This window comes from Mesonia sediminis (assembly GCF_042684705.1).
Taxonomy (GTDB): Bacteria; Bacteroidota; Bacteroidia; order Flavobacteriales; family Flavobacteriaceae; genus Mesonia; species Mesonia sediminis.
Genome location: NZ_JBHULZ010000026.1, coordinates 271648 through 295763 on the forward strand (window position 1 = coordinate 271648; position 24116 = coordinate 295763).

Genomic DNA, 24116 nt, shown 5'->3' on the forward strand with positions numbered 1-24116 from the left:
TGATGAAAAGAACAATTAAAAAAGTTGCAGTAATAGGTTCTGGGATTATGGGAAGCGCTATTGCTTGCCATTTTGCCAATATAGGAGTGGAAGTTATACTGCTCGATATTGTACCTCGAGAGCTAAATGAACATGAAAAGAAGAAAGGCTTAAGTTTAGAAAATAAAACGGTTAGAAATCGTATTGTAAATGAAGCCCTAAAAAACGCATTAAAATCCAAGCCCTCCCCCATTTATCATCAAGAATTCGCTAAAAGAATACAAACGGGAAATTTAGAGGACGATATAGAGCTTGTAAATCAAGTTGATTGGATTATAGAAGTTGTTGTAGAACGACTAGACATAAAAAAACAAGTTTTTGATAATATAGAAAAACACAGAAAACCTGGCACTTTAATTACTTCAAATACTTCTGGAATCCCTATAAAATTTATGAATGAAGGCAGAAGTGAAGATTTTCAACAACATTTTTGTGGTACTCACTTTTTTAATCCACCACGATATTTACGTCTCTTCGAAATCATTCCAGGGCCAAATACGAAGCCAGAAGTGATTGCATTTTTAAACGAATATGGCAAAAAATTCCTCGGCAAAAAATCGGTTATAGCTAAAGACACGCCAGCATTTATAGGTAACCGCATTGGTATTTTTAGCATTATGAGCCTGTTTCATATCGTGAAAGAAATGGATATGACTATTGAAGAGGTTGATAAACTAACTGGACCGGTTATCGGTAGGCAAAAATCGGCTACTTTTAGAACCGTAGACGTGGTAGGGCTAGATACTTTGGTTCACGTAGCAAATGGTCTTTATGAAAACGTACCTCACGATGAACAACACGAACTCTTTAAACTTCCTGACTTTATAAAAACAATGATGGAAAACAACTGGCTAGGAAGTAAAACTGGGCAAGGGTTCTATAAAAAAGAAAAAAAGAAAGATGGCTCTAGCGAAATAAAATCACTCGACCTTAATACACTCGAATACCGAGATCGCAAACGTGCCTCTTTTGCTACTTTAGAGCTTACAAAAACAATTGATCGCGTTGCCGATCGTTTTGAAGTTCTGATAAAAGGAAAAGACAAGGCTGGAGAATTTTACCGTAAAAATTTTGCGGCTCTTTTTGCTTATGTATCTAACCGCATTCCCGAGATTACCGATGAGCTTTATAAAATTGATGATGCGATGCAAGCCGGGTTTGGTTGGGAACACGGGCCATTTCAAATCTGGGACGCCATTGGTGTTGAAAAAGGAATAAAAATGATGGCTGAACAAGGCATACAACCTGCAAATTGGGTAAATGAAATGCTTGAAGCTGGATACGATTCATTTTATACGGTAAAAGACGGGAATACCTACTTCTACGATATTCCTAATAAAAAAATGCAGCAAGTACCTGGTCAAGATGCGTTTATTATTTTAGACAATATAAGAGATGCCAAAGCTGTATTTAAAAATAGCGGAGTAATCGTTGAGGATTTAGGCGATGGTATTTTAAATGTAGAGTTTAGAAGTAAAATGAATTCTATTGGAGGTGATGTTCTTGACGGATTAAATAAAGCAATTGATCTAGCTGAGAAAGAATACCAAGGGCTTGTTGTGGCTAATAACGGACAAAATTTCTCTGTAGGTGCTAATATCGGAATGATTTTCATGATGGCGGTAGAGCAAGAATATGACGAGCTAAATATGGCCATCAAGTATTTTCAAGATACTATGATGCGAATGCGTTATTCTTCTATCCCCACCGTTGCAGCTCCACATAATATGACGTTGGGTGGCGGTTGTGAACTTTCGCTGCACGCCGACAAAGTAGTAGCTCACGCAGAAACCTATATTGGTTTAGTTGAGTTTGGAGTTGGTGTAATTCCCGGTGGTGGCGGTTCAAAAGAAATGACGCTGAGAGCTGCAGATACCTATCAAAAAGACGATGTAGAATTAAATCGTCTACGAGAACACTTTTTAACCATTGGTATGGCAAAGGTTTCTACATCTGCCTATGAAGCATACGATTTAAACATATTGCAACCCGGTAAAGACATTGTGGTGGTGAATAAAGACCGACAATTGGCTATTGCCAAAAAACAAGCCTTGTTAATGGCAGAAAATGCTTATACACAACCTATAAAACGTCAAGATATTAAAGTTTTAGGTAAACAGGCCTTAGGAGCCTTTTATGTTGGAACAGATCAAATGCTTGCTGGAAATTATATCAGTGAACACGATAAAAAAATTGCTAACAAACTGGCTTATGTAATGGCTGGTGGTGATTTATCGGCTGCTACAAAAGTTAGTGAGCAATATTTGTTAGACCTAGAGCGTGAAGCATTCTTATCGCTTACAGGAGAAAGAAAGACGCTTGAGCGATTACAACACATGCTTAAAAAAGGAAAACCACTTAGAAACTAATTATAGGATACCCTATAAATTCTATTGTAGGAACTTTAAAAAAAGTGTAGCAAAAATCAATCGATTAAAAATAGAAAGAAATGAACAAAACAGCATACATAGTAAAAGCGTATAGAACAGCAGTAGGAAAATCTTCTCGAGGTGTTTTTCGGTTCAAAAGACCCGATGAATTGGCGGCCGAAACCATCGATTATATGATGAAACAAATTCCAAGCCTAGATAAAAAAAGAATAGATGATGTCATCGTAGGAAACGCCATGCCCGAAGCCGAACAAGGGCTAAATATGGGTAGATTGGTTTCTTTGATGGGTCTTAAAATTGAAGATGTGGCGGGCGTAACGGTTAATCGTTATTGCGCATCAGGATTGGAAACTATCGCAATGGCCACCGCAAAGATTCAAAGTGGCCACGCAGATTGTATAATTGCGGGAGGAGTAGAAAGCATGAGCTATATTCCTATGGGAGGTTATAAACCTGTACCTGATTATCAAGTGGCAAAAGAAGGAAATGAAGATTATTATTGGGGAATGGGCCTAACCGCAGAAGCCGTGGCTAATCAATATAAAGTCTCGCGTGAAGATCAAGATGAGTTTGCCTTTAATTCACACCAAAAAGCATTAAAAGCACAAGCAGAAGATAGGTTTCAAGAACAAATTGTGCCTATACAAATAGATGAAACCTATGTTGAAGAGGGCAAAAAGAAAACAAAAACCTATACCGTAAATAAAGATGAAGGTCCGCGGGCAGATACTTCCAAAGAAGCTTTGGCTCGATTACGTCCTGTTTTTGCTCAAGGCGGAAGTGTTACTGCTGGAAACTCCTCACAAACTAGTGATGGAGCAGCATTTACTATTGTCATGAGCGAAGCAATGGTCAAAGAGCTTAATCTAGAACCAATAGCACGATTAGTAAGCTATACTGCCGTTGGTGTAGAACCGAGGATTATGGGAATAGGCCCTGTTAAGGCTATCCCCAAAGCTTTAAAGCAAGCAGGATTAAGCCTTCAAGACATGGAGCTTATTGAGTTAAACGAAGCTTTTGCCTCACAGTCTTTAGCGGTTAGCCGCGAATTAAATTTAAATCCAGAAATTTTAAACGTGAATGGTGGCGCAATTGCGCTAGGACATCCCTTAGGCTGTACCGGAGCTAAGCTAAGTGTGCAACTATTTGACGAAATGCGTAAAAGAAACCTGCAAAACAAATATGGTATGGTGACCATGTGCGTAGGAACAGGACAAGGAGCAGCTGGCGTATACGAATTTATAAATTAAACCAACATCCAAAAAAAGAAAAATCATGAGTACAGAAAAAAATAAAGAAATACTTCGCGGCGGTCAATTTTTAGTAAAAGAAACTCCGTGTGAAGCGGTTTTTACCCCCGAAGATTTTACCGAAGAACAAAAAATGATGCGAGACTCGGTTAAAGAGTTTGTCGATAGAGAAATCTGGCCTAAAAAAGAGGAGTTTGAAAAGAAAAACTACCAACTAACCGAAGACATCATGAAAAAGTTAGGTGAGTTAGGTTTCCTAGGAGTAGCCGTGCCCGAAGAATATGACGGTTTGGGTATGGGCTTTGTTTCTACCATGCTGGTTTGCGATTATATATCTGGAGCAACAGGATCAATTGCTACTGCTTTTGGAGCCCATACAGGTATAGGCACCATGCCCATAACCTTGTATGGTACCGAAGAGCAAAAAAAGAAATATGTTCCTAAACTTGCAACAGGAGAGTGGTTTGGCGCATATTGCTTAACCGAGCCTGGAGCAGGAAGTGATGCTAACTCGGGTAAAACAAAGGCTGTTTTAACAGAAGACGAAAAGCATTACCTCATCAGTGGCCAAAAAATGTGGATATCAAATGCAGGATTTGCCAATCTTTTTATTGTCTTTGCCCGTATCGAAGATGACAAAAACATTACCGGATTTATTGTAGAAAACGACCCAGAAAATGGTATTAGCTTTGGCGAAGAAGAGAAAAAGCTAGGAATTCACTCCTCTTCTACCCGACAAGTATTTTTTAACGAAACCAAAGTACCGGTAGAAAACATGCTTTCAGAACGTGGTAATGGATTCAAAATAGCTATGAATGCCTTGAATGTAGGCCGAATAAAATTAGCTGCCGCATGTTTAGACGCTCAAAGAAGAGTCACCGAAGGAGCGGTAAAATATGCCAATGAGCGTGTACAATTCGACACCCCAATTGCCAATTTTGGAGCCATTAAATATAAGCTCGCCGAAATGGCTACCTCTACCTACGTGGGCGAATCGGCTTCCTATCGTGCAGCAAAAAATATAGAAGACCGCATCGCAATCCGTCAAGCGGATGGAAATTCTCACGCCGAAGCCGAACTCAAAGGTGTTGAAGAATATGCTATTGAATGCTCCATCTTAAAGGTAGCTTGCTCAGAAGATATCCAAAACTGTAGTGATGAAGGTATCCAAGTTTTTGGTGGTATGGGCTTCTCCGCAGATACCCCAATGGAATCTGCTTGGCGCGATGCTCGTATTTCTCGAATTTATGAGGGAACCAATGAAATTAACCGAATGCTCGCTGTGGGTATGTTGGTTAAAAAGGCAATGAAAGGACACGTTGATTTATTGGGACCAGCTATGGCTGTAGCCGATGAACTTACCGGTATACCTTCGTTCGACAAACCTGATTATAACGAGCTGTTTGCAGAGGAAAAAGAAATGATTGCCAAGCTTAAAAAGGTGTTTTTAATGGTGGCTGGTAGTGCTGTACAAAAGTTTGGTCCGCAATTAGAAGAACACCAACAATTGCTTCTCGCTGCCGCGGATATACTTATTGAAATTTATATGGCTGAGTCTGCCATTTTAAGAACCGAGAAAAATGCGAAGCGTTATGGTGAAGAAAAACAAACCGAGCAAATTGCTATGAGTAAGCTATACCTTTATAACGCTGTTGATATAATTAATCAAAAAGCAAAAGAAGGTATCGTTTCATTCGCCGAAGGTGATGAACAACGCATGATGCTTATGGGCTTAAAGAGATTTACAAAGTATCAAAATATGCCTAATGTAGTAGCCCTTCGAAATGAAATTGCAGATAAGTTAATTGAAGAAAATAAATATTGTTTTTAACTATTAAAGTTTGTTATTCATCCAAGCCGCTTTAAAAAGCGGCTTTTTTTATTAAAAAAAGATTAAAAATATCTTTTTAACAATTCTATAATAAATTGCCTGCGCTTAAAATGATAATTTGAAACTATGAAAAATAATTTCTATTTAAGCATTATATCCGTTCTACTATATACCATTTTTTCCTTTGCCCAAAGCAACGAAAAAAATGAAGACACTATATACAATATGCCTGAAGCAAAATCTGTAGTAGACACCGCAAAGAGTAAGTTTTTAGCCAACCCTATAAGTGAATACAATGAGGCTTACTTCATTTTAGACAGGCTTAACACCAGCATAGGGCTTCCTCCAAATCAAATCAATTTAGAGACCCCGCAAGCAGCATTAGAACATTTTCTAACCAAAGCCGAAGCAGGGAAATACCAAGAAGCCGCATATACCTTTAATTTAAACCTATTACCAAAAACTACGACTATAGAAGAGGCTGCAATATTAGCCGAAAAATTTCATTTTGTACTCAAGCAAAGAGTGAAGATTGACTGGGATAACCTGGCCGATCGACCCGACGGACAATTGGATTTTTCAACCACAACTAATAAAGCAGTAGCGGGTAAACCTAGACGCAGTGTAGCCTTTGGTGCGGTAAAACTGAATAATAGAAACATAGTGTTACGCGTGCAACGAGTTAAATACAAACATTATGGAGCTTTTTGGCTAATTTCTTCTAATACGGTTGAAAATATCGAGCCATTATACGCCGAATATGGTCCTAGAAAATTAGACCGGATGATGCCCAATTGGGCACGAGTACAATTGTGGGATACTCCAATCTGGAAACCAATTGGCACGCTTTGCATTCTTTTTATTTCTTATTTTTTAGGTAGGATTCTCATTTTTGTAATCCGAAAAGGATTAATCAAGTCAAATAAAATTTGGGTACAAAGCATTGCGAAAAAATTAAGTAAACCTGCAGGGATCACCATAGGTATTCTATTTTTTTATATTCTTTTAAATGAATTGATTTCTTTTACGGGAAGGTACGCCAGTACTCTTTATACGATATTATTGATTGTTGTGATAGGCTCAATCACGTGGTTAATTATGAAAATGATAGACTACATTATGGTGCATATTGCAGAAAACCGAATAGGCGATACTAACCCTGAAGAAAATTCTGAGGCACGAATGATGTTAACCTACATTTCGGTAGCTAGAAGAGTTATTACCTTTGTTGTAATTATTGTGGGAGTTGCCGTAATTATATCGCAATTTAGAACATTAGAACGATTAGGCATTTCTTTAATAGCTTCTGCAGGAGTGGCAACTGTAATCATTGGTGTAGCAGCCCAAAGCACCTTAGGGAATATAATTGCAGGTATACAAATAGCTATTACCAAACCTGCTAGAATTGGTGATACCGTTATAATAAAAGATGATTGGGGCTATGTTGAAGACATTCAATTTACCTATATGGTTGTACGTACTTGGGACCTGAGACGTTTGGTAGTCCCTTTAAAATATGTAGTTTCAAATGTATTTGAAAATTGGTCCATGACCAATGCGCATCAAATTAGACCTATTATAATTCATGCAGATTATACGGTGAACGTAAATAAAATTAGAGCAAAATTTAGAGAACTTGTTGAAGCAGATGATGATTGGGATGGCGAACATCCTCCCAAAGTACAAGTAGTAGAGGCAAACGAAAAAACCATTGAAATAAGAGCGCTATGCAGCGCCAAAGATGCAAGTCATACCTGGGATTTTCATTGCCGCCTGCGAGAAGAACTTATTACTTATCTTGTAAGTCTAGATTCGGGTGCTCATTTACCTACCTACCGTTATCAACATGCGCCTGAATAATAGTTATGTTAATTTTTTAATGATTTTGAACTAAATTTTAAATATAGATTAACTACAAAAATAAATTAATCACAAAACCTTGCTGTATATTTGAATAAATAAAAAACACAAACAATTATGAGTAAAGGAAAAGGAAATGTAGTTTTAGGAGTTTTAGCGGGTGCTCTAGCTGGAGCAACAGCTGGTTTATTATTTGCCCCAAAAAAAGGAAAAGACACTAGGAAGCAAATTGCTAGTTCTACACAAGGTTATGTAGCCGGTGCAAAAGAAAAAGTTGATGATGTGAAAAGCTCTATAGAGCATAAAATAGAAGCATTAAAAGCAAAAAAGAATGCTGCCTTAGCAAATAATAAAGGTGAAGAACTGACTGAAGAGGCAAAAGCTAAAATACATAACGTAGCAAGCTAGATTAAGGATTAAATTTAAAAACACCCCAAAATTTGGGGTGTTTTTTTATAGTTTATTCTGACTGTGTTCAATAGCTTCTTTACTTGATTTAAAATATAGAGCTTGAACCCCTAGTGTACTTATATTTTCTAATATTTTTTTAATCTCTTTCTTCTTGTTTTGAGTGGTTTGTCTGATATAAACAGCATAGATATTCGCCGGGAAAATCTTTATTATATCTTGGTAAATTTTCGCATCTTTTTGAGAATCATCACCTAATAATATAAATTGTAATTCGGGATAAAACTCAACTATATGCCTGATTTTATAAAACTTGTGTTGATGATCACCTCTGCCTGTTTTTATAAAATCACGTATTCCGTTTTTAATCTCTTTTAGTTGCAGCACCCCTTTTGGTAGCCGATGTAAATCCGTAAAGGCACTTATAAAATTATATAAATTCCATTCACTACTACTTACATAAAAAAAAGCATTGTTTTTATTTTTATCTTCTCTACCTAGTTGTTCGAGTTCTCGATAATGATTAACCACCCCAGTAAAAACTTTCCTCTTGTATAGGTTTTTGGTAAGCATAACATAGAGTTTTTTAAAAAAATTATTGGAATGGGAAATTAAAAAAGTATCGTCAATGTCTGAAATAATACCATACTCCCCAGGATAAGGCTTAATAAATTCTCCTTTCTTACTTAGTGTTTGTTTTTCATCATTCACTGTAACCTTAAAAGTATGCCACCCAGAGCTTAAACTTTTTTCATAGGGTATCATCACTCGAAAATGCCCGTCGTCTAGCGTTTTAGTCGTTTGCCTAATGTTTCCAAAACTTATGGTAATTGAGATATTAGCTAACGTCTTAACCCTAAACATTTGAAAAACTTGTTTAGCATGTTTCCAACCCTTTCGATCTAATTTAAATATGTCTGGCGTATTTTTTTCAAACACGTGGCCCATTATCAAGATCTTTCTTTGGTTGGCGTAACCTCTATAAATTTTTAAATCTTTTGGCATTCCGTAAAGATATTATTAAGATGATGTATCAAATTTTATAACTAACTTTAAAATTAAAATTAGGCACGTATGGCTATACTACTCATTTTAAATCCAATAAGTGGTGATATTGATAAAAGTAACTTTTTAAAAGTATTAAAAAATAAATTAGGTAAAAAAGTCAATACGTTAAACATTTTTAAAACCACTGGAAAAAATGACTTAGAGCTTCTTAAACAACATTTACAAGAGCATACATATAATAAAGTGTTGGTCGCAGGAGGTGACGGCACTGTAAAATTAGCGGCAGAATGCTTACTGAATACTTCAATTCCTATAGGAGTTATTCCCCTAGGTTCAGCCAATGGATTAGCAACAGATTTAGAGCTACCTACTACTTTAGACGCTAGTATTAACGTTGCGTTAGGACAAAATACAAGAAAGATTGATGCCTTGTTTATAAATGGCAATCTATGCTTGCACATGAGCGATTTAGGTATTAATGCAGCGCTTATAAAATCCTATGAGCGGTCCAGCGTTCGCGGTAAAATAGGTTACCTATTTGCGGGTATCCCTACCCTATTAAATAATAAAAATCCACAAAATTTTAGTATTGAAACCAATGAGCAGAAATTAATTAGGCACGGTATTATGCTAGGAATTGCTAATAGTAGAAGGTACGGAACCGGAGCTTTAGTAAATCCAGAAGGGATTATCGATGATGGTTATTTTGAATTGTTAATTTTTAAAGAATTGAATATAAAAGAGATTATTAAGACCTTAAGAGATGAAAAAAGTTATAATTCTTCATTTTTAGAAATTATCTCCTGTCAGCAAGCTAAAATTTGCTGTGAGACTCCTACAGATTTTCAAATTGATGGTGAATATTTAGGCAAAATAAGCTCAGTAGAAATAAAAATAGAACAAAAAGCTTTAAATATTATGATATAGCCCTAAACTTTTGTTAACTGCAAACCAATATCTTGAGTGTTTGCGACTTACTTTTTAAATTTATAAAAAAGTACTATTATGAAAAATACAACATTAATTTTCAATTTTATTTTACTGATTATATTTAGCTCTTGCAAAGAAAATCAAACGACAAAAAACGAAGAATTAAAAGATACTCAGGAGAAAGAGGAAGTTACCATTGTCACGGATGATATTAAATTAACTAAGCTTCAAAATTCACCTAAATTTAAAAATGCCAAATTACAAATGATAGCACCTGAAACCAATACTCTTGAAGCAGGTGATAATATTTTTTCTTTCCAAGTCGAAAATTATAAATTAGGCGTACCTACCGAAAACGCTCAGGATCTAGGACTTGCGAACTCTAAAAAGGGACAGCATGTACATTTCATTTTAAATAATAATCCGTACTCGGCCCACTATGAAGAGCAGTTTTCAAAAAATCTAGAAGCGGGTGAACATACGGTACTAGCCTTTTTATCACGCTCTTATCACGAGTCAGTTAAAAATAAAAATGCATTTGTCTTAAAGAAGTTAAGTGTAGGCGAAATTAAACCAGAAAACCAGTTGGATATAAACTTAAATAACCCTCATATGTTTTATAGCCGACCTAAAGGATCTTATTCGGGTAAAGATAATGAACGCATACTGCTTGATTTTTATTTAGTTAATGCCAATTTAAGTAAAGAAGAGTATAAAATAAAAGCTAAAATTAACGGTCAAGAATTTATAATTACTGAATGGGCGCCTTATCTTATTGAAGGTTTAAAAATGGGTGAAAATACAATAGAACTAAACTTTTTAGATAAAGACAATAATATGGTTGCTAGCCCATATAACCCTGTAAAAAGAACTATTATACTTGAAGAGTAAATTTGATCTTTAGATAATAAAAAAGAGGGCTACTTCTTGGAGTAGCCCTCTTTTTTATTTTATTTTTACACAATATCACGTTAATACACAAGTATGAACCCTTCTGCGAATGGGTGGATTAATAAGCATCTCCACAACCTCCAAAACAAAGATTCTTTTTTTAAACAATCTCCAGAGCATTTTTACATTAAACTGCGTAGCACCGGATTTATATATGCGAATAACCTAAAAACCCTATCGGGTTTTATAAGTGATAAACTTAGCTTTAGCAGTGAAGAATTAACAAAAATCAATTTATTAGAGTCTTTAGCTTACGTTTATGTTTATCAAAAGAAGTGTTTAAATCAACAAGCGTTTTATGAAGATGTACTTGGCTTTTACTCTGCAATTAACGAAACGCCAAAAAGTTATTTTCATTTTTTAAAACTTAAGACCAACCCAGCATCGCAACTCGAAGGAATTATACAAGAGCGCATTCAAATTAACAATTCTGTATTCAAAAAAAACCTAAGTAGGTTAATTACCAATGCTCTTTTATTTATTGATATTCTTGCTTTTCAAGAATACCTCACCAATCCGCAAAACACCAACAACTATTATAAAAACTTTGAAAAGTTAATCGCTCAGGTAGTATATAAATCATTTAAAGCCAAAACCAACCCAAACAAATATGACCATTTAATTCTAGAAACTTTAAAGAATTCATTTCGCTTTTTGGCACTAGACCTCAACCAGAAACAAAATTTCACGGGTCACCTCACCGATGATTTTATAGAAAAGCTTTACTTAATGGATATAGCTTGTATAACGGTTTTTAATGATGAGGAAATTGATAACGACGAAAGAAGCTACATATTCAAATTGGGACGACAATTAAATTTAAGTGCGCAACACGTAAACGAAGCTTTAAGGGCTATGCATGACTTTTTTAATTTATTTAGTGACAAAATAAGTTATTTTCAAGAGTCTAATGCCTTAAACAATTTGTATCAAAATACAAACAGAATGGTAAAGCTATTGGTGTTAAGAAACAAATCCAGAATTTTACAAGAGCTTACAGAAAGTAAAGAGCTAGTTGGCCTGCTAGGTAAATCTACTTATTCTCAACTAAGTTTAGCTGAACGCAAAAAGGTAAAAACTCAATTGCTAGATATTTGTAAAACAGTACCCTCATTAGCTATTTTTATTTTACCGGGTGGAAGCGTTTTATTACCAATATTAATAAAGTTTATTCCACAATTACTACCTTCGGCATTTAACGAAAATCGGCTAGATAATTAATATAGAAAAAACCTTCACCTTGCGCCATCAACAGCAATTCAATATTTTTTTTAAAACTCTGCTTAAAAACCTGAGTTTAATTGCTTTATTAAGTGTTTTTTTAATCCAGTACCTATTTCTCTATCATATAATAATCGATGAGAACAACAATTGGTTTACAGCAGTTTTTTGTTTGGCTCTTTGTCTATTAATAGGCTTAGCCTACGCCTACTTTTTTCTAAGAAAATTAACCTTTTTCCTAATAGGATTTACCAATATTTTCGGATTAATGGGAGCCGCATTATTAACCAGTTTTCTAAATCTAGAAATGGGTTTGGGAGCCGTAGTAAGCTCGGCTGGTTTAGGTAGTTTAGTTAGTTTTATACCCAATAAATCTTCAAAATATATAGATATAAACAATTTAAAATTAGCCGTGTACTGTGGTTCATTTATAGGTATGGGTAGTAATACTTTATCGCAAGATTACTCTTTTATTGCCCTAGCCTCATTTATAAGCGGATTGTATTTTTGCTTATCTGGCAATTGGCTAAATGGTTTTGGGGGAAAGCTCGGCACACTTGCTTTTACAGGGGTAGCCTACGCTCTTTTCATTAATTTTTTAACCACCTAAAAAATGCTAATACTTTCTTCTATTGCAGGTATTTTTGGCGCTTTACTGCCTTATTATTTAAGTCGAAAGCACCAACTAGACGCAATAAAAGCTTCGGCCCTACCCAGTTTGGCCATAGGTATTATTGCTCTTATAGTCGAAAAAAGTTGTAATGCCCCTATTGCTTATGAGCTTGCCTTAGTTTTTTATGGAGCAAGTTTTGTTGGCATGGTAAATTATCGTGTTTTGCCTCAATATTTTCAAGTCGCTATATGCGGATTCATTTTTAGCATTTTATATCTAAATGCCAGTTCCTTTTTTAATGGTTTTGGCGGCGGGTTAGGTACAGCTGCTGGGATTACAACTATTGCCCTTTACGGATTAATTAAAATACCTGTTTTAAAACGGCTAGTTTTAAAAAAAGATAAATAAAACTACCCTTTATTTTTTTACTGATTTAAATGGTCTAATAATAAGCCGGGCTGCTTTATCAAAAGAAATATAGGCGTAAACCCAATTAAAGAAAGTGACAATTCGGTTCCTAAAACCTACTAAAAACCATAGATGCACAAACATCCAAACCAACCAAGCAAAGAAGCCACTAAAACTACCTTTCTTTAAATCTACTACCGCTTTATTTCTTCCTATGGTAGCCATGGTACCTTTATCTCTATATTTAAACGGAATAAGTGTTTTGGCTTTAACCAGATTCACTAAGTTTTTCGCTAAGTGCTCGCCCTGCTGAATGGCTGGTTGCGCTACCATAGGGTGTCCATTTTCATACCCCTCTGCACTCATTTGAGCAATATCTCCTATAGCGAAAATGGACTCGTGACCTTCAATTTGATTAAAATGGTTTACCTTATAGCGATTTCCTTTTACCAATACCTCATCGCCTAAACCCGGTATAGGGTTACCCGTAACCCCTGCACTCCAAATTAAAGTATCTGTTTCTAAGCGCAACGAATTATTAGTGATAACTTGTTTGCCATCATAATCTTTAACTAAAGTCTCAAGGTGAATTTGAACCCCTAAATTTTCTAAAAAAATTTGTGCATCTTTAGATGCTTTTTTACTCATAGGAGGTAAAACACGATCTGCCCCTTCAAGCAAATGAATTTGCATCTCATCCATATTCATATCAGGGTAGTCTTTTGGAATAACACCGCGCTTTAACTCCGCCAAGGCACCGCATAATTCTACACCTGTAGGACCTCCTCCAACAATAACAAAATTGAGTAAACTTTTTCTTTTCTCTAAGTTTGAGGTAATGATAGCTTGTTCAAGGTTTTCTAAAATCAAACTGCGAATGTTAAGTGCCTGCGGTACCGTTTTCATAAACATAGCATGTTTTGCTATGTTTTCATTTCCAAAGTAATTGGTCTTAGAGCCAGTTGCAATCACCAAATAATCAAAATTTATACTACCCTTATTCGTCTTTAAAGTTTTATGTCGTGCATCTACCGTTTCTACTTGTGCTAATCTAAAATAAGTATTGGGGGTATTTATAATGGTTTTACGCAGGGGGTAGGCAATACTGTCTGGTTCTAACCCAGAAGTTGAAACTTGGTATAGGAGGGGCTGAAAAGTATGGTAATTATGCTTATCAAGCATTACAATTTGAAAGTTATTGGTTTTGCTTAGTTCTTTCACCAAATGTAAACCGCCAAAACCGCCACCAACAACAACTACTCGAGGTAAATTAGTCTGAGGTACAATCATATTTCACAATTTACACAAAATTAAAGTATCCTAAGAATTAGAATGTTAGCGAATTTATAAATTAGTATTTTCACCTGTAACTTTTTGTCAATTACATCGACTAATCAAAATAAATAATAACTGTGACCAAGGCTCAAGAAAAAGAATTTCTAAAGCAACTAGAAAAGCATCAAAATATCGTACACAAAGTATGCAAGATGTATACAAACGATGATGCCTCACACAAAGATTTATTTCAAGAGATAAGCATACAATTATGGAAAGCATACTCAAAATTTAGAGGAGATTCAAAGTTTACCACTTGGATGTATCGTGTGTCACTCAACACGGCCATCACCCTCTATAGGAAATCAAAAAAAAGAATTGCAACCCAAGATATAGCCGAAATTAGTTTTAAAGTCAAAGCTGAGGAATATGACGCTACAACCGAAGAGAATATCAAGTTTATGTATGCCGCGATTAAAGAATTAAATGATATCGATAAAGCTTTAGTGCTGCTATACCTTGAAGGAAAAGATTATAAAGAAATCGCCGAAACTTTAGGGGTGAGTCAAGTCAATGCTCGTGTAAAAATGACCCGTATTAAACGTAAATTAAAAAGTTTGCTAAGCAGCTAAAATGAAAGAATTAGAATTATTAAAAAAAGATTGGAAGAAGCAAGAAAAGGCTTTACCACAATACAAAATTGAGGAGCTTAGGCAAATGGTCTATAAAAGATCAAACAGCCTCATACGCAACATATTTATCATTAGTATTGTAGAATTTTTATTGAGTTGCGCACTTAGTGTTTGGCTAATTGATGATGAATATTGGCAGTTGGTAACCCACCTGCACCTTAAAACGGTTACTCAAATCCTGCTAGTTACAAGTTATGCAATAACCCTGTTTTTTATCTATTTATTTTATCATAACTACAAAAAAATCACCCCACAGGATAGTACCCGAGTTTTAATGAAGAAAATTTTACGTACTAGAATGACAGTGCGCTATTATATTATATACATACTTATCTCAACGGGACTTAGTAGTATATTGTATTTTATCTTTAGCCTAAAATATCCCATGCCAGAAACAGATTTAAACCTTTCAGGGATTAACGGGCTTATTGTGATTGGCATCGGAATTTTATTTATTGGGGTGGCATTATTACTGGTGTGGCTTGTATATACCTTACTTTACGGAATTCTTTTACGTAAGCTAAAACGTAATTATGAGAATCTAAAGAAAATAGACTTATAAAAGCAATCGAAAAAAAATAAAATGGTAGCGCTTTAATAGCTAAATCCATAAATAGCGTAATACAGGAATTCGAAACCCTAGTCTTTATTATTTGCAGAGCCTAAAACCTATAAAACAGCTATTATTTATTCCTTTTCTTTATAACTCCAACGTCTTTTTTCATTCAATTCTTCTTGTACTTTAAGCTCTTCTTCTGGAATAACTTTAAGAAAAGAAGGATCTTGCTCTATCGCCATTTGAATTTTTTGAATAATCTCTTCTACAGAATCGTTTTCATAATCAAACGTTAATGGTTGCTTTATTACCATAGATTGCAAGATATTACGTTTTTTTATACGAATACCTTTTTTATCAAAAGACCGTCTAAACCCATCTATCACAATAGGCACTACAATGGGTTGGTATTTCCTAATAATATGAGCAGTACCTTTACGAATAGGTTTCCAAGGTTTTGTGGTACCTTGGGGAAAGGTAATTACCCATCCGTCATCAAGCGCTTTCCCAATATTGGTAATATCGCTCATTTTCACCTGCCGATTCACCTCTTGCCCTTTAGCACGCCAAGTACGTTCTACAGATATCGATCCGGCGTAAGCCAAAACTCTAGCCAAGAGCCCAGATTTCATTGTCTCTTTGGCTGCAATGTAATAAAGATTGAGCTTCGGGTTCCATAGGTAGCCTATATTTTTAATATTGTCTTCCCTTCCGCTTAAGCTAGCATTAAAAACATGAAACATGGCAACAACATCTGCAAAATAGGTTTGGTGGTTCGAAACAAAAAGCACTTTAGTATCGGGCAACTGCCTAATAATTTCTGAGCCTTCAATCTGTAATTCATTGAAACCGCGATAACGACTATGCGTTAAGGCTCCCATTATACGAATGAGCCATTTTTTTAAAAATAATATATGTCCAAAAGGATTTTTCTTGAATAATCCCATAATGATTTCTCAATTTTACAAGGGGCAAATATACAAAAAGAAGTGTTTATAGACTCGCTTTTAATAACATCTTAAGCTCACTCAGCATCATTGCCGTTGCTCCCCAAACCATATGGTTATTTAATCTATAGGCAGGAACCTGCTTATTTTTGGCATAACTGGTATGAATGGAAGTATTTATTTGATTGTCTTCATTTAAGAAATCACTCAGTTTAACCTCGATAACATCTTCAACTTCGGTTTCTTGCTTTACAAATTGGGGTGTTTTAGTTGTTATCCCTAAAAATGGGTACACCCAAAAATTAGAAGGCGGGATGTACAAATGACTTAAACGACTAATCACTTCAACATCTTTAGGAGAAACACCCAATTCTTCGTGGGTTTCGCGCAAGGCTGTCTCTTGTAGAGAAGAGTCTTGAGGTTCTACCTGCCCACCAGGAAAGCCTACTTGTGCCGAGTGTACACCTTTGTACGTTTTGCGTAAAATAAGCACCAGCTTGGTCTGGTTTTTTTGATCAGGATAAAACAAAATTAACACAGCAGCTTCACGGTGACTTTCTTTCTTTATGGGGTATCTTTTCAGTTCTTTTTCTCTAAAATCTGGAATCATTTTAACGTGCGCCTCCCAACCCAATAATTCAATTTTATTTATTTTTGAAATTGAATCTTTAAAAATAGAAAATGTCATTACGCCTTATTTTTAGTTTTTTATTATTATCTCTGTGTGCCTGTAAAAAAAATAATTCTACTACTGTTAAACAAGATACGGAACAAATCCGTAAAGAAAAACGCGAACAGAGGAAAAGAGATAGCTTGCTTAAAGCGGTTAAAATACCTAAAGGTGGAAATAACTTGCGTACAGATTTAGATCAAATTAAAACCTTAACCCAAGAAGAACTTAAACCTTTTTTAAAAGAATATGGCATCAATAATCCCGAAACGCTGGTGAAAATTACAACAAAATTTGGTGATATCAAGGTACGGTTATTCACCGACACCCCATTGCATCGCGCTAATTTTATTCGTCTGGTTAAATTAGGATATTTTGATTCTAGTTTCTTTCATCGGGTGGCACAAGATTTTGTTGTTCAGGGAGGAAATAGTGACCTTCAAGAAACGCATAAATTTAGGGCCAAAATTGGCAATTATTTAATTCCTAATGAAATCAATAAAAAATACACGCACAAGCGAGGTGCCTTTTCTGCTGCAAAATATAGCGAACAAAACGTAAGCAAAGCTTCCTCTCCTTTTGAGTTTTTTATAGTACAAAGTCAACGAGGAGCACATCATCTAGATAAAGATCATACGGTTTTTGGAGAGGTGCTAGAAGGAATGCAAGTAGTTGATAAAATTGCAGCGGTAGCGGTGGATCAAAGCGAATGGCCTATCAAAAATATTTTCATTAAAGCAGTGGTAATTCGTTAACGACCGGCTTCATCTACTTGATAAATAGAAGGCAATTGCAATTTAAAAATCACGGCCAGTAAACGAACCACAATAACCACACTACCGGCAATTACGGCATTAAAATTAACCAGCACGCCTAAATAATTTAATGCAAAGTATACAATACCTCCAGCTATACAGGCAGTTGCATAAATTTCTTTTCGGAAAATCACAGGAATTTCATTGCATAGAATATCGCGCAACACTCCACCAAAACAAGCGCTTATAGTGCCCACCGCTATAGAAATGGGGGCGGGTAACTCGAGCAAAATAGCCTTTTGCATACCAATTACGGTGTAAAGGCCTATACCAATGGTGTCAAATAGAAATAATGAACGTCTAAAGTAAATCAGTTTCGCTCTAAAAATAGCTGCAAAAAGCGTACTGCCAATTATTACATACAAATAAGTAAGGTTATGCATCCAGGCTATAGGCGCTTTTATTAAAATATCACGTAGTGTCCCTCCTCCTACAGCTGTAATAAAGGCAATTATAAATATGCCGAACGCATCCATACGTTTTTTCATAGCTGTAAGCACCCCCGAAATAGCAAAAGCAATAGTACCTAAAATATCTAAATAGAGTTGAAAATCCATGCTAACCTTGTGTAAAATATTGATAATCTTTAATTACTTGTTTTAGGAAACTAATAGGATCTTCGCTTGGGGTAACACCAATTATTTGTGCGGTTTTTTTACTTAAAGCCTCAAGAACTTGGTCTTGCCTATTTTTTTCTGCCATTTTAAAAATTCGACCGATTTCCTGCATCTGTTTATCATCTAACAAACTAACCTCTGGATATTTCACTTCATAAGTGTCGGGCACATTGCTGTAAATTAATTGTTGTGCGCTTACTCGTTTTCGCTCTGAAATAACTGTGGTTCTTGCCGCCATATCTCCCAGCCGTTGTCCTTTTTTATTTAACAAAAAGCAGAAAATTGCTAGGCCACCACTGGTCAATGAAAAATCGATAATTCGCAAAAGCCAGCGAATTAAAAAATCTGAAAACCTTGGAGCGCTACCATCTAATTTTACCACTTTTATGTTGGCAGCCATTTTACCTAAAGATTGACCGTTATTGAAAGTTTCAAGAAGAAGGTGATACAAAAAAACTGGCAAACCGATAATGGCTACATAAGCCCACATATAATCAAAGCCTATCCCGCTATAACTCATTAACAAGTAAGAAAGAATACCATATGCAACGAGAATCAAGTAATCTATAAAATAGGCCAAGCACCGCTCGCCCAAATTGGCTAGATTTTGGTTGATGGTTACATTTTGAGCGGTTTGAATTTGATAATTATCCATTAAATATGTTACTTTGAGACATAAAATAAATTATGCGAGAAGCGGCCTTCATAAAACAAAATAAAGACAAATGGTTAACATTTGAAAATGTTATTGATAATAAAGAGGTTATTTCTCCAGATAAACTCTCCTCCTTGTATATGGAGGTAACAGATCATCTTAGCTATGCGCAAACTTTTTACCCCAATAGTAATACACTAGCCTATTTAAATGAGCTTTCGATAAAAGCGCATCAAAAAATATATAAAACCAAAAAAGAATCTCGAGGTCGTATTTTTTCTTTTTATTTAAAAGAATTCCCCTTATCGTTTAAAAAACATCACCGCAATTTACTTTTCACTTTTCTATTTTTTCTAATGTTTTGCCTCATCGGGGCGTACTCTGCTGCAGAGGATGGAGCATTTGTACGCGCAGTTCTCGGAGATGCATATGTAAACATGACTTTAGAAAATATAGAGAATCAAGACCCTATGGCAGTCTATAAAAAGATGAATGAGGTAGATATGTTTGTGGGTATTACATTAAATAATATACGTGTGGGCCTAATGGCTTTTTCTTTGGGAATTTTACTAGGAATAGGTACCTTATTTGTCTTGGCCCAAAATGCGTTAATGCTAGGTTCATTTCAATATTTCTTTTATGATAAAGGCTTACTATGGGAATCGGCCAGGACCATTTGGATTCATGGCACCATAGAAATAGCTGTAATTATAATTGCTGGTTGTGCAGGTTTGGTGGTAGGAAAAAGCATTTTGTTTCCTAGAACCTACACCCGGCTCCAATCGTTTGTATTTGGAATAAAAGAGGGTGTTAAAATTGTCATCAGTACCATACCCTTCTTTATCATTGCCGGATTTTTAGAAGGTTTTGTAACTAGACAAACGCAAATGTCAGACACCTTGGCTATATTTATTATCGCAAGTTCTCTTGCCCTTATTCTTTACTATTACATTATTTACCCCATTCAACTTCATAAAAAACAAAATATCAATGCAAACAAAACCCATTACCCAATTTAAAAAAAGTCGAGAAATTGGTGAAATACTAAGCGACACTTTCTCATTTGTGCGTAACAACTTTAAATCACTTTTTAAGGCAATTTGGCAAATCTGTGGTCCATATTTCATTTTACTCCTAGCTGTAACGGGTTATTATGTATACGAAGCAGGCGATTTTAGTCTAGGAGATTTTGCGAATAATAGTACTACTGGAATGAGCCTTATAAACGCCAATGGATTAACTGGGGGGCTTATTTTATCTGGACTTTTATTACTGATTAGTAGCTTGGTTTTCTATGCTTTCTTTACTGCCACTATCAACTATTACATCAAATCGTATGTTGCTAATAACGGCCAAGTAGATTTAGGCAAAATTAAACAAAATGTAAATCAAAATTGGCTTAGCTTTTTAGGTATGCAAATTATAATCGGGTTAATCATAATTATAGGTTTAATAGCTTGTGTTATTCCCGGAATCTATTTTGCCGTGCCTTTATCGCTAATATTTTCTGTATATGCTTTTCAGGAAAAAGAAATAGGAGAAGCTTTTAGCAGCTGTTTCTCATTGATAAAAAACAATTGGTGGAATTCTTTTTTAGCGCTTTTTGTTATGGCTATTTTAGTTTACTTTATGAATTTTGTTTTTCAGCTACCACTTATTATTTATACCGTTGTAAAAACCCTATTGATTAGCAAAACGGCAAGCATTAGTGATCCTACAACTTTGGTTGATACCGTTTATATCGCACTTAATTTAATTAGTAGTACAGCGCAATATCTTTTTTATGCTATACAATTAATTTGTGTGGTCTTTGTTTATTTTAATTTGCACGAGCGCAAGCATCAAACTGGGACGTTAGAAAAAATCAATCAACTTTAAAATTTTTAAATGCCCTATAAAATAAAGCATTTATACGTCATAACAAGTCTAATTATACTTACTACTATAGAGATCTGGGCAAACATAGGATTTCTAACTAGTGATTCGTATAATAAATCGCTAATTGTTTTAGCTCAAGGCGGAATTAATCAACAAGAGAAAAAGTATGCAGTAATAGATAGTCTTAGCCTAGAAAAATATAAAAAAGATAAATCATTTGACTATAGCGAAAATCAAGAAAGTCTCGATGTTTGGGGTAAGATTAAACGCTGGTTTAACGGTCTTCTAATTCGTTTTTTTAAATGGTTATTTGGTGAAGAAAGTGCCCAAGGTATAATGGCTGTTTTAATTCGAATATATCCGTTCTTAATAGGCGCAGGGTTATTGGGACTTATAATTTGGTTGTTTTATAAATTAAATCCAGGGCAATATTGGTTTAAAGCCAAAAATCAATCAGAAGTAATTTTTGAAAGTGAAGAGGAAATAATTAAAAGCAACACTATATTAAACCGAATAAAAGAGGCTATTCGACAAAAAAAATACAGGCTAGCTACTCGCTACTATTATTTAAAAACTTTAAAAGAATTACAAGAAAATAAATTAATAACCTACAGCCCAGAAAAAACCAACGAAGACTATTTAATTTCTTTAGAACACAACAATAATTTACATCTTCTATTTAAAGAAGCTACTCGGTTATATGATTATATCTGGTATGGAAACTTTGAAATAAACCTAGAGCAATTCCGTAAAGCTGAAGATACATTTATAGCCATTTTAGAATATTTAAAACCACTAGAAGATGAAAAATAGAGAGAAAACACTTCTGGTAAGTTTACTAATTATACTTAGCGCTTTAATTTTTTTAGAAAGCACAAAAAAGCCACCTGTAAATTGGACTTCAACGCTATCTAAATTAGATAAAATTCCTTTTGGTACTTTTATTACCTATCAAGAATTAAAAAAACAAGCTGATTCGTTTGAAGAGATAAACACTTCGGTATTTGAATTTTTACAAGATAAAGAATCGAAAAAAGAACAGTCGATTTATATTGCTAATAACTTGCCATTTGAAAAGGCTGAAACCAAAAAGTTATTAAATTGGGTAGCCAAGGGCAACACTGCTTTTTTAAGCGCTTATAATTTTGGCCAAGGCTTTTTAGACACTCTAAATTTAAAAATAAAAAGTGAGATTAAATCAGATGCTCTATTACACTTTCCGCGCTATGAAACAACCAAACCAGAAGATAGGGCAGGTTTTGCCCAATTTAATCGGGATACCCCTATTCGGTATTTTTCAAAACCCGATTCGTTAACCTATACAACTTTAGGAAAAGCTTTTTATGAGTCTAAGGATCCAAAGCGGTTTGTAAACTTTATAGCAATTAAGCATGAAAAAGGTAGGTTACTACTACACTTGGCACCCCATGTTTTTACCAATTATTTTTTATTGGATAAAAAAGAAAATCAGTACTATACCAATTCAGTATTAACCCAATTGAATTTAAAAAATAAGCTGTATTGGGATAATCACTATTCTACAAATAAAACCATTGCCAACACCTCTTTACTTTATGTATTTTTAGAAAACAAACATTTAAAGTGGAGCTATTATTTTATACTATTAGGCCTAATCTTATTTGTTATTTTTAAAGGCAAACGCACACAAAGAAGTATACCTATTTTACCGGTTTTAACCAATCAAACCTATAATTACACAAAAACCATTGCGGGTATATATCTAGAAAAGCAAGAACACCAAGAAATAGTAAAAAAACAAATCAATTATTTCTACTCTTGGCTACGAGAAGAATTGCACATTATATTTACAGCTGTAGATTGCCCTAATTTAAAACAAATGGCAGCCAAAACAGGAACTAGCATTGAGGAATGTGAGCACTTAATTAATCGATTGAACACCTATAAAAATCAAAGTATTTGCAGTGCAGAAGAACTGGAGAAAGTATACAAACTAATCTATTATTTTAAATTGAATTACCATGGAAGAGAACAAAAGCATAGAGAATAAAACATTAGACTTCAATTCGCGTATACCGCTCGAAGATTTAAATGAATCGGTAAAAGCTATTAAAACTCAACTTAATCAAGTAATCGTTGGTCAAGAAGATTTTATTGAGTTATTAATTGTGGGTCTATTAGCCAATGGGCATATTTTAATTGAAGGTGTACCCGGTATTGCAAAAACTATTACCGCTAAATTATTCGCCAAAACCATAAACACTAATTTTAGTCGAATTCAGTTTACACCAGATTTGATGCCTAGTGATGTTTTGGGTACCTCAATTTTAAATGCCAAACGTGATGCATTTGAATTTAAAAAAGGACCTATTTTCTCTAATATTGTTTTGATTGATGAAATCAATAGGGCACCGGCTAAAACTCAGGCCGCCCTTTTTGAGGTTATGGAAGAGAGGCAAGTAAGTATGGATGGTGAGGTTTATGAATTAACGCATCCGTTTATGGTCTTAGCTACTCAAAATCCTGTAGAGCAAGAAGGAACCTATGCTCTACCTGAGGCCCAATTAGATCGATTTTTATTTAAAATAAAAGTAGATTACCCTAGTTTAGAAGACGAAATCAAAATTATTGAAAGCCATCATATCCGCAAAGAAAAACAGCCAGAAACGCTTATTAATCCAGTACTTAATCCACAGGTTTTAAGCAATTTAAAAACACAACTACAGGAAATAAAACTTGAGACAAAAATTGTTAAATATATCGCTGAAATTGTTCACAAGACGCGCAGCCATAGTCATTTGTTTTTAGGGGCATCCCCTAGAGCATCATTAGCCATTATGCAAGCTTCAAAGGCTTTAGCGGCCATTCAAAACCGAGATTTTGTAATGCCCGAAGATGTAAAACGTGTTTTAGAGCCTGTGCTAGGACATCGTATAATTTTAATGCCAGAACGAGAAATGGAAGGGCTTTCTCCCAAGCATGTAATAGACATGATTGTACAATCAACAGAAATACCCAGGTAAATGCGTGAGTTCTTTGGCGCTTTGTATTTAAGCAACCGCTTTTTTTATATTATTATTTGTTTGGTCTTCTGCTTTTTTATAAGCTATTGGATTAGCATTT

24 protein-coding genes are annotated in these 24116 nt (G+C 34.9%); 18 read left to right on the top strand and 6 right to left on the bottom strand.

Annotated elements, in window-relative coordinates:
• The first annotated feature begins 2 nt into the window (after window positions 1-2).
• The 5 genes from ACFSQ0_RS06950 (at window position 3) to ACFSQ0_RS06970 (ending at window position 7778) form a co-directional block, all read left to right on the top strand.
• Window positions 3-2408, top strand: coding sequence for a 3-hydroxyacyl-CoA dehydrogenase/enoyl-CoA hydratase family protein (locus tag ACFSQ0_RS06950; RefSeq protein ID WP_379046209.1), 2406 nt, complete (start codon window positions 3-5; stop codon window positions 2406-2408).
• Between the two features lie 80 nt (window positions 2409-2488).
• Entirely contained in the window at window positions 2489-3679 is a 1191-nt protein-coding gene (locus tag ACFSQ0_RS06955; protein ID WP_379046104.1) for an acetyl-CoA C-acyltransferase, read from the top strand.
• 25 nt (window positions 3680-3704) lie between these two features.
• On the top strand, window positions 3705-5510 hold the full coding sequence (locus tag ACFSQ0_RS06960) for an acyl-CoA dehydrogenase family protein (RefSeq protein ID WP_379046107.1): 1806 nt from the start codon (window positions 3705-3707) through the stop codon (window positions 5508-5510).
• Between the two features lie 126 nt (window positions 5511-5636).
• A complete protein-coding gene (locus ACFSQ0_RS06965; RefSeq protein WP_379046110.1) occupies window positions 5637-7370 on the top strand; it encodes a mechanosensitive ion channel family protein in 1734 nt (577 codons plus the stop codon).
• 117 nt (window positions 7371-7487) lie between these two features.
• The gene (locus ACFSQ0_RS06970) at window positions 7488-7778 is read left to right on the top strand and encodes a YtxH domain-containing protein (RefSeq protein ID WP_379046113.1); all 291 of its coding nucleotides are present in this window, start codon (window positions 7488-7490) and stop codon (window positions 7776-7778) included.
• A 45-nt stretch (window positions 7779-7823) separates the two neighbouring features.
• Here the strand turns inward: ACFSQ0_RS06970 and ACFSQ0_RS06975 are convergent, their stop codons facing one another.
• Window positions 7824-8783, bottom strand: a complete 960-nt coding sequence (locus ACFSQ0_RS06975) for an App1 family protein (RefSeq protein WP_379046116.1) — start codon at window positions 8781-8783, stop codon at window positions 7824-7826.
• Between the two features lie 69 nt (window positions 8784-8852).
• Between ACFSQ0_RS06975 and ACFSQ0_RS06980 the strand changes: the two genes are divergently transcribed.
• The 5 genes from ACFSQ0_RS06980 (at window position 8853) to ACFSQ0_RS07000 (ending at window position 12909) form a co-directional block, all read left to right on the top strand.
• Complete coding sequence (locus ACFSQ0_RS06980; protein ID WP_379046119.1) at window positions 8853-9713, top strand: diacylglycerol/lipid kinase family protein; 861 nt, start codon at window positions 8853-8855, stop codon at window positions 9711-9713.
• A gap of 78 nt (window positions 9714-9791) precedes the next feature.
• On the top strand, window positions 9792-10607 hold the full coding sequence (locus ACFSQ0_RS06985) for a hypothetical protein (RefSeq protein WP_379046122.1): 816 nt from the start codon (window positions 9792-9794) through the stop codon (window positions 10605-10607).
• Between the two features lie 93 nt (window positions 10608-10700).
• The gene (locus ACFSQ0_RS06990) at window positions 10701-11888 is read left to right on the top strand and encodes an LETM1-related biofilm-associated protein (protein WP_379046125.1); all 1188 of its coding nucleotides are present in this window, start codon (window positions 10701-10703) and stop codon (window positions 11886-11888) included.
• Between the two features lie 19 nt (window positions 11889-11907).
• A complete protein-coding gene (locus ACFSQ0_RS06995) occupies window positions 11908-12498 on the top strand; it encodes a hypothetical protein (protein ID WP_379046128.1) in 591 nt (196 codons plus the stop codon).
• Between the two features lie 3 nt (window positions 12499-12501).
• Window positions 12502-12909 carry a hypothetical protein gene (locus tag ACFSQ0_RS07000; RefSeq protein ID WP_379046131.1) on the top strand — a complete coding sequence of 136 codons (408 nt, stop codon included), beginning with the start codon at window positions 12502-12504 and terminating at the stop codon, window positions 12907-12909.
• A 9-nt stretch (window positions 12910-12918) separates the two neighbouring features.
• Here ACFSQ0_RS07000 and ACFSQ0_RS07005 read toward each other — a convergent pair whose 3' ends face one another.
• The gene (locus tag ACFSQ0_RS07005; RefSeq protein WP_379046134.1) at window positions 12919-14199 is read right to left on the bottom strand and encodes an NAD(P)/FAD-dependent oxidoreductase; all 1281 of its coding nucleotides are present in this window, start codon (window positions 14197-14199) and stop codon (window positions 12919-12921) included.
• 122 nt (window positions 14200-14321) lie between these two features.
• Between ACFSQ0_RS07005 and ACFSQ0_RS07010 the strand changes: the two genes are divergently transcribed.
• The gene (locus ACFSQ0_RS07010) at window positions 14322-14816 is read left to right on the top strand and encodes an RNA polymerase sigma factor (RefSeq protein ID WP_379046137.1); all 495 of its coding nucleotides are present in this window, start codon (window positions 14322-14324) and stop codon (window positions 14814-14816) included.
• Window position 14817: 1 nt separating this feature from the next.
• A complete protein-coding gene (locus ACFSQ0_RS07015; RefSeq protein WP_379046140.1) occupies window positions 14818-15438 on the top strand; it encodes a hypothetical protein in 621 nt (206 codons plus the stop codon).
• 125 nt (window positions 15439-15563) lie between these two features.
• On the opposite strand, the gene ACFSQ0_RS07020 is transcribed toward ACFSQ0_RS07015, so the two are convergent.
• On the bottom strand, window positions 15564-16379 hold the full coding sequence (locus ACFSQ0_RS07020) for a lysophospholipid acyltransferase family protein (protein ID WP_379046143.1): 816 nt from the start codon (window positions 16377-16379) through the stop codon (window positions 15564-15566).
• A gap of 46 nt (window positions 16380-16425) precedes the next feature.
• The gene (locus tag ACFSQ0_RS07025) at window positions 16426-17067 is read right to left on the bottom strand and encodes an NUDIX hydrolase (RefSeq protein ID WP_379046146.1); all 642 of its coding nucleotides are present in this window, start codon (window positions 17065-17067) and stop codon (window positions 16426-16428) included.
• Here ACFSQ0_RS07025 and ACFSQ0_RS07030 point away from each other — a divergent pair.
• A complete protein-coding gene (locus ACFSQ0_RS07030) occupies window positions 17061-17804 on the top strand; it encodes a peptidylprolyl isomerase (protein WP_379046149.1) in 744 nt (247 codons plus the stop codon). The two genes, ACFSQ0_RS07025 and ACFSQ0_RS07030, sit on opposite strands and share 7 nt — an antisense overlap.
• Here the strand turns inward: ACFSQ0_RS07030 and ACFSQ0_RS07035 are convergent.
• Window positions 17801-18421 carry a trimeric intracellular cation channel family protein gene (locus ACFSQ0_RS07035; protein ID WP_379046152.1) on the bottom strand — a complete coding sequence of 207 codons (621 nt, stop codon included), beginning with the start codon at window positions 18419-18421 and terminating at the stop codon, window positions 17801-17803. The two genes, ACFSQ0_RS07030 and ACFSQ0_RS07035, sit on opposite strands and share 4 nt — an antisense overlap.
• Before the next feature lies 1 nt (window position 18422).
• Complete coding sequence (locus tag ACFSQ0_RS07040) at window positions 18423-19136, bottom strand: RDD family protein (RefSeq protein ID WP_379046155.1); 714 nt, start codon at window positions 19134-19136, stop codon at window positions 18423-18425.
• A 32-nt stretch (window positions 19137-19168) separates the two neighbouring features.
• Here ACFSQ0_RS07040 and ACFSQ0_RS07045 point away from each other — a divergent pair, with 32 nt between their 5' ends.
• The 5 genes from ACFSQ0_RS07045 to ACFSQ0_RS07065 are packed head-to-tail and all read left to right on the top strand — an operon-like array spanning window position 19169 to window position 24016.
• Window positions 19169-20155: a stage II sporulation protein M gene (locus ACFSQ0_RS07045; RefSeq protein WP_379046158.1), complete on the top strand. Its 987-nt coding sequence runs from the start codon at window positions 19169-19171 to the stop codon at window positions 20153-20155.
• Window positions 20127-21014 carry a hypothetical protein gene (locus tag ACFSQ0_RS07050; protein WP_379046161.1) on the top strand — a complete coding sequence of 296 codons (888 nt, stop codon included), beginning with the start codon at window positions 20127-20129 and terminating at the stop codon, window positions 21012-21014. The genes ACFSQ0_RS07045 and ACFSQ0_RS07050 overlap by 29 nt, the downstream gene beginning before the upstream one ends.
• A 9-nt stretch (window positions 21015-21023) precedes the next feature.
• The gene (locus ACFSQ0_RS07055; RefSeq protein ID WP_379046164.1) at window positions 21024-21827 is read left to right on the top strand and encodes a DUF4129 domain-containing protein; all 804 of its coding nucleotides are present in this window, start codon (window positions 21024-21026) and stop codon (window positions 21825-21827) included.
• Window positions 21817-23043, top strand: a complete 1227-nt coding sequence (locus tag ACFSQ0_RS07060) for a DUF4350 domain-containing protein (protein WP_379046167.1) — start codon at window positions 21817-21819, stop codon at window positions 23041-23043. The genes ACFSQ0_RS07055 and ACFSQ0_RS07060 overlap by 11 nt, the downstream gene beginning before the upstream one ends.
• Window positions 23015-24016: an AAA family ATPase gene (locus ACFSQ0_RS07065; RefSeq protein WP_379046170.1), complete on the top strand. Its 1002-nt coding sequence runs from the start codon at window positions 23015-23017 to the stop codon at window positions 24014-24016. The genes ACFSQ0_RS07060 and ACFSQ0_RS07065 overlap by 29 nt, the downstream gene beginning before the upstream one ends.
• The last annotated feature ends 100 nt before the right edge of the window (window positions 24017-24116 follow it).

Bases quoted from the DNA above. Each gene is read 5' to 3' on its own strand.
- ACFSQ0_RS07065 (WP_379046170.1), top strand. From the start codon at position 23,015: ATGGAAGAGAACAAAAGCATAGAGAATAAAACATTAGACTTCAATTCG.
- ACFSQ0_RS06955 (WP_379046104.1), top strand. From the start codon at position 2,489: ATGAACAAAACAGCATACATAGTAAAAGCGTATAGAACAGCAGTAGGA.
- ACFSQ0_RS07045 (WP_379046158.1), top strand. From the start codon at position 19,169: ATGCGAGAAGCGGCCTTCATAAAACAAAATAAAGACAAATGGTTAACA.
- ACFSQ0_RS07060 (WP_379046167.1), top strand. From the start codon at position 21,817: ATGAAAAATAGAGAGAAAACACTTCTGGTAAGTTTACTAATTATACTT.
- ACFSQ0_RS07015 (WP_379046140.1), top strand. From the start codon at position 14,818: ATGAAAGAATTAGAATTATTAAAAAAAGATTGGAAGAAGCAAGAAAAG.
- ACFSQ0_RS06960 (WP_379046107.1), top strand. From the start codon at position 3,705: ATGAGTACAGAAAAAAATAAAGAAATACTTCGCGGCGGTCAATTTTTA.
- ACFSQ0_RS07020 (WP_379046143.1), bottom strand. From the start codon at position 16,379: ATGGGATTATTCAAGAAAAATCCTTTTGGACATATATTATTTTTAAAA.
- ACFSQ0_RS07005 (WP_379046134.1), bottom strand. From the start codon at position 14,199: ATGATTGTACCTCAGACTAATTTACCTCGAGTAGTTGTTGTTGGTGGC.
- ACFSQ0_RS06965 (WP_379046110.1), top strand. From the start codon at position 5,637: ATGAAAAATAATTTCTATTTAAGCATTATATCCGTTCTACTATATACC.
- ACFSQ0_RS06980 (WP_379046119.1), top strand. From the start codon at position 8,853: ATGGCTATACTACTCATTTTAAATCCAATAAGTGGTGATATTGATAAA.
- ACFSQ0_RS07030 (WP_379046149.1), top strand. From the start codon at position 17,061: ATGTCATTACGCCTTATTTTTAGTTTTTTATTATTATCTCTGTGTGCC.
- ACFSQ0_RS07055 (WP_379046164.1), top strand. From the start codon at position 21,024: ATGCCCTATAAAATAAAGCATTTATACGTCATAACAAGTCTAATTATA.
- ACFSQ0_RS06975 (WP_379046116.1), bottom strand. From the start codon at position 8,783: ATGCCAAAAGATTTAAAAATTTATAGAGGTTACGCCAACCAAAGAAAG.
- ACFSQ0_RS07035 (WP_379046152.1), bottom strand. From the start codon at position 18,421: ATGGATTTTCAACTCTATTTAGATATTTTAGGTACTATTGCTTTTGCT.
- ACFSQ0_RS07000 (WP_379046131.1), top strand. From the start codon at position 12,502: ATGCTAATACTTTCTTCTATTGCAGGTATTTTTGGCGCTTTACTGCCT.
- ACFSQ0_RS06985 (WP_379046122.1), top strand. From the start codon at position 9,792: ATGAAAAATACAACATTAATTTTCAATTTTATTTTACTGATTATATTT.
- ACFSQ0_RS07025 (WP_379046146.1), bottom strand. From the start codon at position 17,067: ATGACATTTTCTATTTTTAAAGATTCAATTTCAAAAATAAATAAAATT.
- ACFSQ0_RS06990 (WP_379046125.1), top strand. From the start codon at position 10,701: ATGAACCCTTCTGCGAATGGGTGGATTAATAAGCATCTCCACAACCTC.
- ACFSQ0_RS06970 (WP_379046113.1), top strand. From the start codon at position 7,488: ATGAGTAAAGGAAAAGGAAATGTAGTTTTAGGAGTTTTAGCGGGTGCT.
- ACFSQ0_RS07040 (WP_379046155.1), bottom strand. From the start codon at position 19,136: ATGGATAATTATCAAATTCAAACCGCTCAAAATGTAACCATCAACCAA.
- ACFSQ0_RS07050 (WP_379046161.1), top strand. From the start codon at position 20,127: ATGCAAACAAAACCCATTACCCAATTTAAAAAAAGTCGAGAAATTGGT.
- ACFSQ0_RS06950 (WP_379046209.1), top strand. From the start codon at position 3: ATGAAAAGAACAATTAAAAAAGTTGCAGTAATAGGTTCTGGGATTATG.